General features: G+C 41.0%; 10 protein-coding genes and 1 pseudogene. 8 read left to right on the top strand and 3 right to left on the bottom strand.

Translation table 11 applies throughout. The features are described from left to right. The first annotated feature begins 22 nt into the window (after positions 1-22). From CVT14_RS07765 to rlmN, 4 genes are read left to right on the top strand one after another with little or no spacing between them, the layout of a single operon-like run. The gene (locus CVT14_RS07765; RefSeq protein ID WP_107850054.1) at positions 23-3,301 is read left to right on the top strand and encodes a DEAD/DEAH box helicase; all 3,279 of its coding nucleotides are present in this window, start codon (positions 23-25) and stop codon (positions 3,299-3,301) included. A 2-nt stretch (positions 3,302-3,303) separates the two neighbouring features. Beyond that, positions 3,304-4,059, top strand: coding sequence for an imidazole glycerol phosphate synthase subunit HisF (hisF, locus tag CVT14_RS07760; RefSeq protein WP_107850053.1), 756 nt, complete (start codon positions 3,304-3,306; stop codon positions 4,057-4,059). Then, entirely contained in the window at positions 4,059-4,739 is a 681-nt protein-coding gene (locus tag CVT14_RS07755; protein ID WP_107850052.1) for a purine-nucleoside phosphorylase, read from the top strand. Before hisF ends, CVT14_RS07755 begins: the two co-directional genes overlap by 1 nt. After that, positions 4,736-5,881, top strand: a complete 1,146-nt coding sequence (gene rlmN, locus CVT14_RS07750; RefSeq protein WP_107850051.1) for a 23S rRNA (adenine(2503)-C(2))-methyltransferase RlmN — start codon at positions 4,736-4,738, stop codon at positions 5,879-5,881. Before CVT14_RS07755 ends, rlmN begins: the two co-directional genes overlap by 4 nt. 218 nt (positions 5,882-6,099) lie before the next feature. On the opposite strand, the gene CVT14_RS07745 is transcribed toward rlmN, so the two are convergent. After that, complete coding sequence (locus CVT14_RS07745) at positions 6,100-6,414, bottom strand: hypothetical protein (RefSeq protein WP_021089919.1); 315 nt, start codon at positions 6,412-6,414, stop codon at positions 6,100-6,102. A 144-nt stretch (positions 6,415-6,558) separates the two neighbouring features. Then, positions 6,559-7,479 carry a pseudouridine synthase family protein gene (locus tag CVT14_RS07740; protein WP_107850050.1) on the bottom strand — a complete coding sequence of 307 codons (921 nt, stop codon included), beginning with the start codon at positions 7,477-7,479 and terminating at the stop codon, positions 6,559-6,561. Between the two features lie 188 nt (positions 7,480-7,667). Between CVT14_RS07740 and purB the strand changes: the two genes are divergently transcribed. Further along, positions 7,668-8,999, top strand: a complete 1,332-nt coding sequence (gene purB, locus CVT14_RS07735) for an adenylosuccinate lyase (protein WP_107850049.1) — start codon at positions 7,668-7,670, stop codon at positions 8,997-8,999. Between the two features lie 341 nt (positions 9,000-9,340). Next, a complete protein-coding gene (locus CVT14_RS07730; RefSeq protein WP_107850048.1) occupies positions 9,341-11,716 on the top strand; it encodes a ribonucleoside-diphosphate reductase subunit alpha in 2,376 nt (791 codons plus the stop codon). Positions 11,717-11,777: 61 nt separating this feature from the next. Here CVT14_RS07730 and CVT14_RS07725 read toward each other — a convergent pair whose 3' ends face one another. Beyond that, positions 11,778-12,221, bottom strand: a complete 444-nt coding sequence (locus tag CVT14_RS07725) for a hypothetical protein (protein ID WP_103609384.1) — start codon at positions 12,219-12,221, stop codon at positions 11,778-11,780. A 303-nt stretch (positions 12,222-12,524) separates the two neighbouring features. On the opposite strand from CVT14_RS07725, the pseudogene CVT14_RS07715 reads away from it, so the two are divergent. Both CVT14_RS07715 and CVT14_RS07705 read left to right on the top strand, forming a co-directional pair. Continuing rightward, a pseudogene (locus CVT14_RS07715) lies at positions 12,525-14,807 on the top strand (ribonucleoside triphosphate reductase). An 87-nt stretch (positions 14,808-14,894) separates the two neighbouring features. After that, on the top strand, positions 14,895-15,569 hold the full coding sequence (locus CVT14_RS07705; protein WP_107850044.1) for an anaerobic ribonucleoside-triphosphate reductase activating protein: 675 nt from the start codon (positions 14,895-14,897) through the stop codon (positions 15,567-15,569). Positions 15,570-15,634: the final 65 nt, after the last annotated feature.

Raw genomic sequence — 15,634 nt, 5'->3', positions numbered from 1 at the left:
AACAACAAAATAAGGCGCAAATTTGAGTAGGCCAAATACCTTAAAATACTTTTTATTATCACAATATTTAGAGCCAAAAACCTTAGACGAGCCAAAAAAGACAAATAGCAAATTTAAAAAATCAATGGACCTTGATATCGCAAATTTCGATGAGAAATTTATGCAAATTTTAAGGGCATTTGACAGGTCGCTTTTAAAAAATGGTGTAGAAATTTCGATTTATGGTGGCATTTTTGAGACGGACTTGCTCGCCCTTGCGATATCAAAGCTAGCAAAGGTGAAATTTGAAAAAGAGCAAATTTTAGAGGAGCTGCGCTCTGAGCAAACGAGCTTTGAAAAGGCATTTTGTTATAAGCTTAAGCTCTCTGGCGATCTAATTTTTTGCAAAAATGAGCAAATTTTTGCTTTAAAAGATGCAAATTTAGATGATGAGCTAAGCCCATTTTTCACGCCAAACTCATCAAATGAGCTTTTTATCTCAACGGCTCCTTGGGCGATGGTGCACCTAAACCACCTAAAAGAGATCAGCCAAAACGACTTTAACAAAGAGTGCGAGCACATCAAGGATAAAATTTCTATCCACAAAGAGAAAATGAGGCTTAGCGACTATGTAAAAGCAGTCCATGAGGAGCTAAAAAGCTCGCTAAAGACGCCATTTTGTAAAGACGCGATCAGGCTTGAAGTAAGGATCGCTGATCCAAATTTTAAAGAGAACGACGCCCTTTTAAATAGCTTTTTTATAGATGATATAAATTTACTTATCAAATTTTACGAGTCAGGCAGGACGCACGAGCTGACGGATCAGTTTTTAGACGAGGGCAGTGAGAATAAATTTGAGAGGCTTGACGTTAGAGATGAGCTAAATCAAAGGGCGGTGAGGGACTTTTTTAAGGCTGAGCGCTACCCAAGATCGGCTTTTGCGAGTGATTTTGCACTAAATTTCTCACAGCAAATGGCGCTAAACAATATCATAGAGAAATTTAAAGAAGGCAACGGCGGGATTTATAGCGTAAATGGCGCTCCAGGCACGGGGAAAACGACACTTTTAAAGGACGTGATGGCTGAAGTGGTGACGCTTAGGGCGATGAAGCTCGCGCAAATGAGCAGGCACGATATCTTTGAGCCAGTTTATGACAGCGACGAAAAGGCGCTTTATTTTAGGCTAAATGACGAACTGCAGGGTTACGAGATGGTCGTTAGCTCTTGCAACAATGGCGCTGTTGAGATTTTGAGCAAAGAGCTAAGCCAGCTAAAGAGCATAGGGGATTATAAGGGCGAGATTGATTATTTTAAATTTATAGCCACAAGGCTGCTCTCGGCTGATGAAAAGACTGAATTTGGCGAGAAGTCCTTTATCTCAAAGCCAGCTTGGGGGCTTTTTTGCGTGGCGCTTGGCTCAAAACAAAACAAGTCAAATTTTGTTTTTAACGCAATTAACGGCGTAAAGATCGAGGCTGCTCACAGCCAGTATGACAAGATCACAAAAGAGTATGGCGAGTTTTTGGAGCAAGATGGCTTTTTGATGGGGCTTGGCAAATATCTTGCGGTGGGCGAAGGCGTAGATGACTTTGACGTGGCAAAGGAGAAATTTAACCTTGCACTTCACGAGGTAAATTTACTTTTTAGCGAGATCAGGATCAAAGAAGAGGAGCTAAAGAGCCTTAAAACAGAGCTGGCTGACATCGATAGAAGGCTAGAGAGCTATAACTCGGCTAAGCAGATAGAGGAGCTTTTATCTCCGATTGAGAGTGAATTTGTTAGCGTTAGTGGCGAGCTTGAAGATAAAAAGGCTGAATTTAGCGAGCTAACAAGACTTGTTAGTCAAAATGAAGCGTTGCAGGAGTATCTAAGCACGCCAGAAAAGCCGCCATTTTTTCTCTTTCAGCAAATTTTTAAGACAGAGGCCTTTGAAAAGTATAACGACGAGGCGTTAAAGGTTGGCGAGATAAACCGCCAGATAGCTGAGCAAAATTTAAAAGCTAGCAAGCAAAATGGCGAGAGCAAAGAGAAAAACGAGGCAAGGCTAAATGAGCTAAAAAGCGAGATAGCAGGGCTTGAGAGCAAGGCTGCGGAGCTAAAGACTAAGATAAATCTTTACAAAAGGCTACAAAACGACTTTTCTAGACGTCAAAAGATACTTGGCAGGAGCGAGGAGCTAGATATCTATCTAAGCGGCAGCTTTAGCGAGAGTAATGAGGAAATGCAAAAGAGCATGCCATTTATGATGGAATTTGGTATAGACCAGAAATTTCACAAGACGAAGCTTTTTAAGGCTAGGATAGAGCTTTTCAAAGAGGCGCTAAATTTGCACAAAGCTGCCATTTTTGCCTGCAAAGAGGCTGTTAGGACAAATTTACGTGCCCTTAGCGTTATCTTTAACGATGAAAAGATGGCTGAGAAAAACGGCTTAGAGGCAAAGCATAGACGCGAGATCATCAAGGGGCTCTTCTTGCTAACGCCTGTTGTTAGCTCGACTTTTGCTTCGTTTAATAACACCTTTAAAGACTTTTTAAATGGCGATATAGGCATGCTTTTGATAGACGAAGCAGGGCAGGCAAATTTAACTAACGCGTTAGGTGCCTTACTCCGCTCAAAGATGGCTGTGGTAGTAGGCGACCCGCTTCAGCTTGAACCAGTCGTAACACTACCAGTTAGTTTAAATAACGCGATACTTAGCTACTGCGAGGCAAAAGAGGAATTTAACTTGCTTAAATCCTCTGTGCAACTAAGAGCCGACAAAGCACAAAAGATCGGCACATATATAAAAGGTAGTGGCGAGAGTATCTGGGTCGGCTCACCACTGATCGTGCATAGAAGGTGCGCTAACCCTATGTTTGAGATATCAAACGAGACTACATACGACGATATGATGATACTTGGTAGAAGCGCGGCTAGTAAATTTGCAAACACTAACGTGCAAACAAAGTGGATAGACGTTAGAAGTGAAGAGTGGATAGGCAACTACAATAAAGCCGAGGGCGAGGTGCTTAAAGAGCTCTTGGCAGGCGAGCTAGCTAGCCAAAATTATAACATCAGGATAATAACGCCATTTAAAGATGTTTGTAGAAATTTAAAAGGTGCAGGCACTATCCACACTATGCAGGGCAAAGAGGCTGATGTTATTGCCTTTGTGTTAGGTGGAGCGACAAAGGGTGCTAGAGCGTGGGCTGCTAGCAAGCCAAATTTGCTAAACGTGGCGCTAACAAGAGCAAAAGAGGTTATTTATATAATTGGTAACCGAGAAAATTGGGCTAGTTTGCCATATTTTGAGGTGGCAGCTAGAAAGATAGACAAAGGATAAATTTGAATCATTTTGCAAAACGCATAATCCCATGCCTCGACGTAAAAGACGGCAGGGTAGTAAAAGGTGTAAATTTTGTTGGACTTGTCGATGCTGGAGACCCAGTCGAGATAGCTAAAAGATACAACGACGAGGGCGCTGACGAGCTTTGCTTTTTGGATATCACAGCCTCTCACCTTGGCCGTGATACGATAGTTGATGTAGTAAAAAAGGTCGCAAGCAAGCTTTTTATACCCCTAACCGTTGGCGGTGGCATACGCACGATCGATGATATCTCGCGCCTTTTAAATGCGGGCTGCGACAAGGTGAGCCTAAACTCATCGGCGATAAAAGATCCAAATTTGATCGACGAAGCGGCTAAGAAATTTGGCTCGCAATGTGTCGTCGTGGCGATCGACGCTAAAAAGATCGAAAATGGTTATAGCGTTTTTATAAATGGCGGCAGGATCGATACTAAAAAAGATGCTTTTTCTTGGGCAAAAGAGGTTGAGTCGCGCGGAGCAGGGGAGATATTACTAACATCTATGGATAACGACGGTGTCAAGCAGGGCTTTAGTCTGGAGCTAACAAAGATATTTAGTGCGCTTTCTATACCGATTATCGCAAGTGGTGGCGCTGGCAAGATGGAGCATTTTAAAGAGGCTTTTGAAGCCGGGGCTGATGCGTGTTTGGCGGCTTCGATATTTCACTTTGGCGAGATAGAGATAAAAAAACTAAAAGAGTATCTCAAGGCAAATGGCGTTGAGGTTAGGCTTTGATGTTAGTTATCTCGGCTGGAAAAAATGAAATTTTTGACTTTGCCTTGCCGATGGGGGTGGGGCTAGTCGATATGGCGATAAATTTGACAAAGTTTTTGCAAAAAAGATCGTGCATTGGAGCGGATGAAAAGGGTATAAATTTAAAAAACATTGATCCACACTATCTTGCAAAGATCGAGGCTAAATTTGCAAACTCATCAAACCCAGAGCTGCAAAATTTAAGCCAAAATTTGTCAAAAAATCCAGAGCGAAATTTATATCAGATGCCAGAAAAGATAGTTTTTGTTGGCTCAGCTGGCCTTTATAAAGATGGTGAAATTTTGCAAATTTATGAAAGCTCGGTTGGGGCAAATGTTGAAATTTCTAGCATAGAAAATAGATCTTATTCGCCTATCGAGTGTGAAATTTCTTCTATCGTTTCACGTGGAACTATCAAAACAAATTCATCAAATTTCATAACGACAGATAAAAATTTGGCTCATAAGATGTTTGAAAAGGGATATTTTTTAGAAAATATGGAGTTTTTTTCTGTTCTAAAAGTGGCTCAAATTTTTAAAATTCCAGCTTACGGAATTTTTGTAGCGACAAATTTTTGCGATAAAAATGCGCATGCTGATTTTATAAAAAATCACTCTGCGGCTAAAGAGCTACTAACAAAATATGTAAAGGAAAATGTGTGAAAAATTTGCTTGATCTTAGTATCGAAGAGTTAAAAGAGCTAGTCTCTCCCTCGTTCAGAGCGACGCAAATTTATGAATGGATATATAAAAAAAATGCGACAGAATTCGGCCAAATGCTAAATTTACCAAAGGATATGCGTCAGGACTTGGCTGAGAAATTTTATTTTGATCCTTTAAAATGCGTGAAATTTGAGCAAAGTAGTGATGGCTCGATCAAGTATCTTTTTGAGCTAAAAGATGGTCTAAAGATAGAGAGCGTTTTGCTACCGATGAAAGAGGAGGTTAGCGACGAAGATGGCAAAGTCAGTCGCCATGCTCGTTATACCGTTTGTGTTAGTTCGCAGGTTGGCTGCAAAATGGGCTGCGCTTTTTGCCTAACAGCAAAGGGTGGGCTTGTTAGAAATTTGACTGCTGGCGAGATAGTAGGGCAAATTTTATGGATAAAAAGAGAGAATAACATACCATATGAGAGGCGCATAAATGTCGTTTATATGGGTATGGGTGAGCCACTTGATAACCTTGCTAACGTTAGTAAAGCGATCAAAATTTTAGCTCTAAATGAGGGTCTAGCCATATCGCCACGCCGTCAAACCGTTTCAACTAGCGGCCTTGGCAGTCAGATAAAAAAGCTTGGCGAGATGGATCTTGGGGTCTTGCTGGCCATATCGCTACATGCTGTTACTAACGAGCTTAGAAGCCGCCTGATGCCGATAAATAAGGCGTATAATATCGAGGCTGTTATGGACGCTGTTAGGGGATTTCCTATCGATATGCGAAAGTGTGTGATGTTTGAATACCTTGTTATCAAGGACTTAAACGATAGTGTTAGTGACGCAAAAAAGCTGGTTAAACTGCTGCATGGTATCAAGGCAAAGGTAAATTTGATCTACTTTAACCCGCATGAGGGGAGTGAATTTGGACGGCCTGAGCTTGCTAGTATGTTAAAATTTCAAGAATATCTAAGGGATCATGGCGTCACTTGCACGATCAGACAGAGCAAAGGACTTGATATAAGTGCAGCTTGCGGACAGCTAAAACAGCGAAATGAAAATCCAAAATTCAGAGCTAACGTTAGCGATAAGAGTACAGCTAAAGCAGAAGAAAAACCAACTAACGATAAAACTAACGTGAGTAAAAAATGACAGCTCTTGATATCGCTGAGATCATTTTTATAGTAATAGTTGCTGGTGTTGGACTTGGGCTGATCCTAAAAGTTTTAAAAGAGGAAAGATAAAATTTATAGATTTTTTACTCGAAAATTAAATATGCTTGTTGGATTTTACAAGATATGTTGGTGAAGTAAAATTTATCTTATTTATGCAAAAAAAGATTAAAATACTTCACCTTTTAAAATTATTTTTTAAAATAATCCTATTATTTTAGCAGCTATAACAGGTATTGGTGCATTGTTTGTTTCAAAGGCATTATTTGAGTTACCATATTTAGGTTTTGCCTTACCTCCAGAAATCACCCATGCATCATTTGAACTACCATATTTTGGCTTTAATTCTTTACCATCAAATGTCCAAGCTGCATTTGAATTGCCATATTTTGGTTTAAACTCCTTGCCATCCCAAATCCAAGCTGCATTTGAATTGCCGTGTTTAGGTTTTAATTCTTTGCCATCCCAGACCCATCCATCACATTCTTTGCCATTCCAATTTAGCTTTAACATATTCTCTCCTTTGTGAAAAATGATAAAGAAATGTTACTTGTTAACATCTTAATATAATATAAAAATAGTCAAAATGTTTTTGTTTTTACCTATGTTATTTTGTAATAATAATGAGCAAAATTCATTGATATAAAAAATATAAAATCAGACTACAATAAAGCCCTCTTTTGCAAATTTATAAAACTCACTTTCGGCGTCAAAATTGCTTTTTATGGTGTAAAAAATTTCATCAAATTTAAATGAAATTTCGTCTGAGTGAAGTAAGAGCCTTTTTGCTCCAGTTAAATTTATCCGTTCATGCTCGCTCATCTCTTTGTCTAAAATTTTCTCGATCTGCGGACGTGACAAACCATAAAGTGGTTCGCCAAGTATCTTGTGTTTCACATGAAACAAATGTAAGCGAATTTGATGCTGCCTGCCAGTGAGCGGGATAGCTCGCACCAAAGTCGTATCGATATCGTCAAAATACTTTATAGGCAAAATTTTAGTCACCGCACTTTTTCCATTTTCACAAATTTGCATTCGCATTTTCACATCGTCATAGTTGTTTGCCAGATCCATCTTAGCATCGATCATAAATTCTCGCTCGATCTTGCCTTGCACCATTGCGACGTAGCATTTAGAAACCTCTCTGTTTTCAAAGATTTTCTTTAGCTTTATCGTAGAATTTCTATCTTTTCCAACGACTATCACGCCACTTGTTTCGCAGTCCAGCCTATGTGCTACGCTCGCTTCTCGTCCAAAAAGTGTGTAAATTTCATCATTTAGCGAGTAGTCGCAGTGCCTACCATTTGGGTGGCTCAGCATCCCACTTGGCTTGTCAAATACCGCAAAGCTCTCGCACTCAAAGATCGGCTTAAGCCCCTTTGGCTCCGCCTCATAGTCGATCAAAAAAACATCGCCACACAAAACGGCATTTTTTTCACTCACGACACTGCCGCTACAGATCAGCCTGCCTTTATCGATGAGACGCTGGGTTTGGCTCATATTAAAGCCGTTTTGCAGTAAAATTTCATAAGCTTTTTGATGATCTGCAGTAGTGATAAATTTATTTACATAGGGCAAAAATGATCCTTCTGAAAAAATGAGCGAGCTATCTTAAGCCCAAATTTATAAGCGTATAACCGACATTTCAGCCCGGATTTTATATAATCAAAACTTAAATTTAGAGAAATTGCACGACGTGATTTCTGGCTCAAAAAGCCAAATTTATACTTTCAGGACAAAAGCAAACTAACATAAAAGGTTCAACAATGGTCGAAAGATACTCACGCAAAGAGATGGCTGAAAAGTGGAGCATACAAGCAAAATACGACGCTTGGCTCAAGGTAGAAAAAGCTGCTGTTAAAGCTTGGAATAAGCTTGGCTTCATAAGCGACAGCGACTGCGAGAAAATTTGCAAAAATGCTAAATTTGAAGTGGCTCGCATCGACGAGATAGAAAAGACGACAAAGCACGACGTCATCGCATTTTTAACAAGCGTCAGCGAGAGCCTTGGCGATGAGAGCAGGTTCGTGCACTACGGCATGACCTCAAGTGACTGCATCGACACAGCCGTCGCACTTCAGATGAAAGAGAGCTTGGAGCTCATCATCAGCGACGTAGAGGAGTTCATGCAGGCGGTCAAAAACAGAGCAAACGAGCACAAGCACACGCTTATGGTCGGCAGAAGCCACGGCATCCACGGCGAGCCGATAACTTTTGGCCTTGTGCTTGCCATCTGGTACGACGAGATCGCAAGAGCACTAAAGCTCATCAAAGACGCAAAAGATACGATCAGCTACGGTAAGCTTTCAGGCGCTATGGGAAATTTAGCCCACGCTCCGATGGAATTTGAAGAGCTGACATGCGAGGAGCTCGGCCTAAAAGCAGCCCCAGCGTCAAATCAAGTGATCCAGCGCGACCGCTACGCCCATGTGGTGAGCGCTATCGCAGTGCTTGCCTCTACTTGCGAGAAGATCGCAGTCGCCGTTAGACACTACCAAAGGACCGAGGTTTATGAGGCGGAGGAGTACTTTAGCCCAGGACAAAAGGGCTCAAGCGCCATGCCGCACAAGCGCAACCCAGTCCTTAGCGAAAACATCACTGGCCTTTGCAGGGTGCTACGCTCATACATCACGCCTTCTCTTGAAAACGTCGCCCTTTGGCACGAGCGCGACATCAGCCACAGCTCGGTTGAGAGATTTATCCTGCCAGATATGTTTATCACGGCTGATTTTATGCTGGTTCGCATCAAAAATTTGATAGCAAATTTGGTTGTCTATCCAGAAAATATGATGAAAAATTTAAATTTAACAGGCGGTCTAGTCTTTTCGCAACGTGTGCTTTTGCAACTGCCGCAACGTGGAATTTCTAGAGAGGACGCCTACAAGATCGTTCAGCGCAACGCCATGAAGGTCTGGGCGGACTTGCAAGAGGGCAAAAAAGCGATAGATGAGCAAGGTCACAGCCTATTTTTACAAAATTTGCTAGCCGACGAGGACCTAACTAAGAGCCTTAGTAAAGATGAGATCAAAGAGTGCTTTGACTACAACTACTACACCAAAAACGTTGATAGAATTTTCGCCAGAGTTTTTGGCAAATAAATTTAAACGCAAGGGGTAAATTTAGCCCCTTGTAACTACCTTAATCACAAACAGCTTTAGCGTATCCATCGCAGCCGTCACGAGTAAATTTAGCCACTTTGCCCCAGCCACAAATCAACCGCTACCTTTTTAAATTTATTTGTCAAATTTATCAGCAATGGCGGCCGTTTAACCTACTCATCACACTTGGCGTTTTTGCACTGTTTGTTTTTGCACACGAGAGCTTTGGCCAAAGCACTTGATAAGCTCTATTTTTATTATTTTTTATTTATTTGGCAAAGAGAGTTTTTATATCTTTTTAGATAAAATCTCAAATTAAAATTTAAAACGGAGAGATATTTTTGAAAGTTATAAAACGTAATGGCAGAACAGAAGAGCTTGATATCAGCAAGATCAAAAAATATACAAACGAAGCGGTTTTGGGGCTTAGCAACGTAAGTCTTAGCGAGCTTGAGGTAGATGCAAAAATTCAGTTTAGAGATATGATAACGACTGAGGAAATTCAGCAAACTCTTATAAAAACAGCAGTTGATAAGATCGACATCGACCGCCCAAACTGGACATTTGTCGCTGCGAGGTTATTTTTATTTGACCTTTATCACAAAGTGACTGGTTTTAACGGCTACAACCACCTAAAAGACTACCTCGCAAAGGGCGAAAAGGTAGGCCGCATCATCCCTGGACTAAAAGAGAAGTACGATCTTGAGGATCTAAACGCCTACATAAAGCCTGAGCGTGACCTTCAGTTTGCATACCTTGGTATCAAGACGCTTTATGACCGCTATCTTATAAAAGATAAGAGCGGTATGCCGATCGAGCTACCACAGCACATGTTTATGGCGATTGCTATGTTTCTTGCGCAAAACGAGCTAGACAGCCAAGGTTGGGCTAAGAAATTTTACGACCTCATCTCTAAATTTGAAGTGATGCTAGCCACCCCAACGCTCTCAAATGCAAGGACTACACGCCACCAGCTAAGCAGCTGTTACGTAGGCAGCACGCCTGATAATATCGAGGGCATTTTTGATAGCTACAAAGAGATGGCGCTGCTTTCAAAATTTGGCGGCGGTATCGGCTGGGACTGGAGCAAGGTACGTGCGATGGGCGGCAGTATCGACGGACACAAAAACGCAGCCGGCGGTATCATACCATTTTTAAAAGTGACAAACGACATCGCAGTAGCGGTCGATCAGCTAGGCACTAGAAAGGGCGCGATCGCTGTTTATATCGAGCCTTGGCACATGGACGTGAGCGATTTTCTCGATCTTCGTAAAAACTCAGGTGAAGAGAGACGCCGTGCACACGAGCTTTTCCCTGCACTTTGGATAAACGACCTATTTATGAAGCGTGTCAAAGAAAATGGCCGCTGGAGCCTCTTTGACCCAGCTCAAGTGAGCGACCTTTGCGACCTTTATGGCGAGGAGTTTGAGAAGAGATATTTGGAGTATGAAAACGACGAAAATATCCAGAAAAACACCATCCTTGCAAAAGAGCTTTGGAAGAAAATTTTAACTAGCTATTTTGAAACGGGCATGCCATTTTTATGCTTTAAAGACAATGCCAACAAGGCAAATCCAAACGACCATGAGGGCATCATCAGAAGCTCAAATTTATGCACCGAAATTTTCCAAAACACAGCGCCAAACTACTATAAGATCAAGATCACTTATGAAGACGGCGGTGAGGAGCTATTTGACGAAGAAGAAGACGTCACCGTTGATAGTGGCATAACTAAAAAGGCCAAAAAGCTTAGCGCGCTTGATAGCCTAAAAGGCAAGCAAATTTTCATCGTAGAAAAAGAGAGCATCGAGGGCAAAACGGCAGTTTGCAACCTTGCTAGTATAAATTTAAGCAAGATAAACAGCAAAGAGGACATCGAGCGTGTCGTGCCGATAGCTATCAGGATGCTTGATAACGTTATAGACCTAAATTTCTACCCACACAAAAAGGTAAAACACACAAACCTATCATCTCGCTCGATCGGCCTTGGCGTCATGGGCGAAGCGCAAATGCTAGCTGAGAAAAACGTAAAATGGGGCAGCTATGAGCATTTGGCGCTAATTGATACCATAATGGAAAACATAAGCTTCAACGCGATCTACGCTAGCTCAAATTTAGCCGTAGAAAAGGGCATTTATCCAAAATTTGAAGGCTCAAAATGGAGCAAAGGCATCATGCCAATAGACACCGCGAACGAGAACGCAAAGGCTCTTTTAAACGACAAAGGCGGGCTATTTGACGAAAATGTCTGCGACTGGGACAAGCTAAGAGAAAAGGTTAAGCGCGACGGCATGAGAAACGGCTACCTAATGGCGATCGCTCCAACTAGCTCGATCTCGATCCTTGTTGGCACTACCCAAACTATCGAGCCAGTCTATAAGCGCAAGTGGTTTGAGCACAACCTAAGTGGCATGATCCCAAATGTCGTGCCAAATTTAAGCCCAGATACTTGGCAGTTTTACACGCCAGCTTACGAGCTTGATCAAAGAATTCTTATAAAAGCAGGCGCGATCCGCCAAAAATGGATCGATCAAGGTCAAAGTCTAAATATCTTCATGAGCTTAGACAAAGCAAGCGGCGGATATCTAAGTGAAATTTACACGCTTGCATGGGAGCTTGGACTAAAATCAACCTATTATCTACGCTCTGAAAGTCCAGATAGCGAAAAACTAAACGATGTAGCAGACCGTTCGATTGAGTGTGAAGGATGTCAGTAGTTAAATTTAAGAGAGAAATTTCTCTCTTAAATTTTTTAAATTGTCTATTAAATTTATAAATTTACGGAAGTGTCACAAAGCTTAATTTTATACCAAGCTCATCTGCTAGCTTGCTTAGCTTCTCGCTCTTTTCTATTCCTGCTGATATACAAAACTGCATACCATTTACGTTACGCTCTTTTAGTCTCGTAAAGACATTTGACATGAGTGACTCCGTTTTCATCCCACTTTCGCCGTAGATGACAAAGGCATCCACACCTTCTTGTATTTTATCCGTTAGATTGTTGTAAAAACCTCCGTCGTTGTTTGAAACACTAGTTGTTGCGCTAGCTATTGCGTCAGCAAGAAAGCCACGACTTGGTACTAGCATAATGACTGTACTATCTGATTTTAGGGCGCATTTTGCAAAGCTTTTCATCATGCCATCTTCGGGTGATTTTACGCCGTTGGATGATGCACAGCCAGCCAAAAGTAGACCTAGGGCGAGCATTGTGATTTTTTTCATTGAAACTCCCTTTTTTGAAAATCGACTAATATTAACATAAATTAAATAAAGATCTATATGGAAGAAAAATTTAAATCTACTATTTTAAAAACTAAAATTAAAATAATTATTTAAGTAAAAATAATCAAATTTTAGTTTAAAATGCCTAAAAAGCGTAAAAATATACTTAATAAAACTCTCTAAAATTTTATATTTTTTGATAAATATTATTAAACAAAATAAAATAAGTTTTCTATATTTTAAGCTTTCTTGTCCTATACTTTTAAACTCCATATCAAAAAAATAATCAGAAAAGAGCAAGTGATGCGTGAAATTTTAAAACGAGATGGCACAAGGCAAGAATTTGTAGCATATAAGATAGTAGATGCTATAAAAAAGGCATTTGCCAGCGAAAATAAAGCTTATGACGAGCAAGTTTTTACAAATGTAGTCCAAGATATCTTTCAAAAATCAAGTGCGATAACAGTCGAAGACATCCAAGATGCGATAGAAAAAGAGCTATTTGACGGCGGACATTTTGAAGTTTTAAAGAGCTTCATGCTCTACCGCCACACCCACAAGCTCCAACGCGAGCAAATTTTAGGCCTAAACGAAGATACGACCTATATAAACTCAACCCAAACTATAAATGAATATATAAACGGCACCGACTGGAGAATTTCTGCAAACTCAAACACCAGCTACTCAAACGCAGGCCTTATCAACAATACCGCTGGCAAAGTCATAGCAAACTACTGGCTAGACGCTGTTTATAGCAAAGAAGAGGGTCTTGCTCACAGAAACGGCGACTACCACATCCACGACCTTGACTGCCTTACAGGATACTGCGCTGGCTGGAGTTTGCGAGCATTGCTAAATGAAGGCTTTAACGGCGTTCGTGGCAGGGTCGAGAGCAAGGCACCAAAGCACTTTAGAGAGGCGCTTTATCAGATGGCAAATTTCTTAGGAATTTTGCAAAGCGAGTGGGCGGGCGCTCAGGCGTTTTCTAGCTTTGACACCTACCTTGCGCCTTACGTTTTCAAAGACGATCTAAGCGACGCCGAGATCAAAAAGGCGATAACTAGCTTTATTTTCAACCTAAACGTCCCTGCGCGCTGGGGACAAAGCCCATTTACAAACGTAACCATAGACATCACTTGCCCAAGTGACCTAAGGGATCAGATACCAACGAGCGATGATATACACCTCTTTACAAATGTAAAAGATGAGAAAATTTTGAAAAAAGCAAACGAGCGTGGCAGAAAAAATTTGATCGATATGACCTACAAGGACTTCGAGCCTGAGATGGCACGCATAGACAAGGCATTTTACGAGGTCTTGACAGCTGGCGACAAGTGCTCACAGCCTTTTACATTCCCTATACCAACGGTAAATATCACAGAGGATTTTAACTGGGATAGCGAAGTGGCGGACGTGCTCTTTGAAAATACCGCAAAAATGGGCTCAAGCTACTTTCAAAATTTCATCGGCTCGCAATACACTTATGACGAAAATGGCAACAAGATAGAAAACGAAAACGCCTACAAACCAGGTCACGTGCGCTCTATGTGCTGCCGCTTGCAGCTTGATCTAAGAGAGCTTTTAAAGCGCGGTGGCGGTCTTTTTGGAAGTGCTGAGATGACTGGCTCGATAGGCGTCGTCACTATAAATTTAGCCCGCCTTGGCTATAACTTCAAAGGCGATAAGGTCGCACTTTACAATAGACTAAGCTACCTTTTAGACCTAGCTAAATCAACCCTAGAGAAAAAGCGTAAATTTATCCAAGAGATGTATGACAGAGGGCTTTATCCTTATACAGCTAGGTATCTAAAGCACTTTAACAACCACTTTAGCACGATCGGCATAAATGGCATGAATGAGCTACTTAGAAATTTCACTGGCGATAAAGAGAACATCTCAACTAAATTTGGACGAGAATTTTCCCTTGAGATGGTTGGCTTTTTACGTGATAAGATAAGGACATTTCAAGAAGAGAGCGGAAATTTATACAACCTTGAGGCCACACCAGCTGAGGGCACGACATACCGCTTTGCCAAAGAGGATAAAAAGCGCTATCCAGACATCATCCAAGCAGGCGAGGGCGATAATATCTACTATACAAACTCAACCCAGCTACCTGCAAATTTCACAGACGACGCTTACGAAGCGCTTGATCTGCAAGATGAGCTACAAAGCGCCTATACTGGCGGCACCGTCTTTCACCTATATATGAAAGAGCGCATAAGCTCGGCTAAAGCTTGCAAAGAGCTTGTAAAGAGTATAATCTCAAACTACAAACTCCCATACATCACGATAACGCCAGTCTTTAGCGTCTGCTCAAAACATGGCTACATAGCTGGCGAGCATGAGTTTTGCCCACTTTGTGATGCAGAGCTTATAGAGCAAGAGAAGAAAAAATCCAAATAAGGAGAGGAAATGACAGAAAAAGAAATTTTAGAAAAACTGCAAGACAAACGCACAAGATGCGTGGTTTATACTCGTGTTATGGGCTATCACAGACCAGTTGAGAGCTTTAACCTCGGAAAAAAAGGCGAGCACAAAGAGCGAATAAAATTTGACGAATACGCAAGTTGCTGCAAAAAGTAACACAAAATCTTAAAAAATAGTATAAAATACGTTTTTTTAAAAAAAGGCACATTCTCTGTGCCTTTAAATTTCACATAGGTTTTAAATTTGCAAAAAATTTTTAGTATAACGCCATTTACGACGCTTGACTATCCTGATAAAGTAGCTGCCGTCATCTGGTTTGCAGGCTGCAATATGCGCTGTGGATACTGCTACAACATCGAGGTTGTAAAGTCAAATGGCACTATAAGTCTAAGTGAAGTTTGCGACTTTTTAGACCGCAGGATTGGCAAGCTAAATGGCATCGTCTTTAGCGGTGGAGAATGCACAGCGAATCCTTTATTTTTTGATTTAGCACGTGAGGTAAAAGCGCGCGGCTTTAGCTTAAAGGTTGATACCAACGGCTCATATCGTGACGTCTTGAAAGAGGCGATAGATGAGGGGCTGATTGATTACATCGCGCTTGATTTTAAAGCTCCAAAAGAGAAATTTATCGGCATAACTGGCTCAAATTTATATGAGAAATTTGCCGCCACGCTTAGATATCTGCTTGAGATAAATTTTAAATTTGAAGTTAGAACGACCGTGCATGCGGACTTGCTAAGCGAAAAGGATATCTCTGAGATGTCTGAGCTACTTTTTGAACTTGGGTATAGAGGGGATTATTTTTTACAAAAATTCTTTAACACTGGCGAAAATTTTGGAGGCTTAGGCGATCCAAAAAACAGCTTCGATCCAGATAAGATCACATCAAAACTACCTATCAGACTAAGAAATTTCTAAATTTAGCGCAGATAAAAATAGCTAAAAATAAGAAAATTTAACTAAAATTTATAAAAATCACAAAA

Source organism: Campylobacter concisus (genome assembly GCF_003048445.1).
Taxonomy (GTDB): Bacteria; Campylobacterota; Campylobacteria; order Campylobacterales; family Campylobacteraceae; genus Campylobacter_A; species Campylobacter_A concisus_BF.
This window is presented reverse-complemented; position numbering and strand designations above follow the sequence as displayed.

What these genes read in the sequence shown, in the direction of transcription:
- CVT14_RS07725 (WP_103609384.1), bottom strand. Translation starts at nt 12,221, where the DNA reads ATGAAAAAAATCACAATGCTCGCCCTAGGTCTACTTTTGGCTGGCTGT.
- purB (WP_107850049.1), top strand. Translation starts at nt 7,668, where the DNA reads ATGGTCGAAAGATACTCACGCAAAGAGATGGCTGAAAAGTGGAGCATA.
- CVT14_RS07745 (WP_021089919.1), bottom strand. Translation starts at nt 6,414, where the DNA reads ATGTTAAAGCTAAATTGGAATGGCAAAGAATGTGATGGATGGGTCTGG.
- CVT14_RS07755 (WP_107850052.1), top strand. Translation starts at nt 4,059, where the DNA reads ATGTTAGTTATCTCGGCTGGAAAAAATGAAATTTTTGACTTTGCCTTG.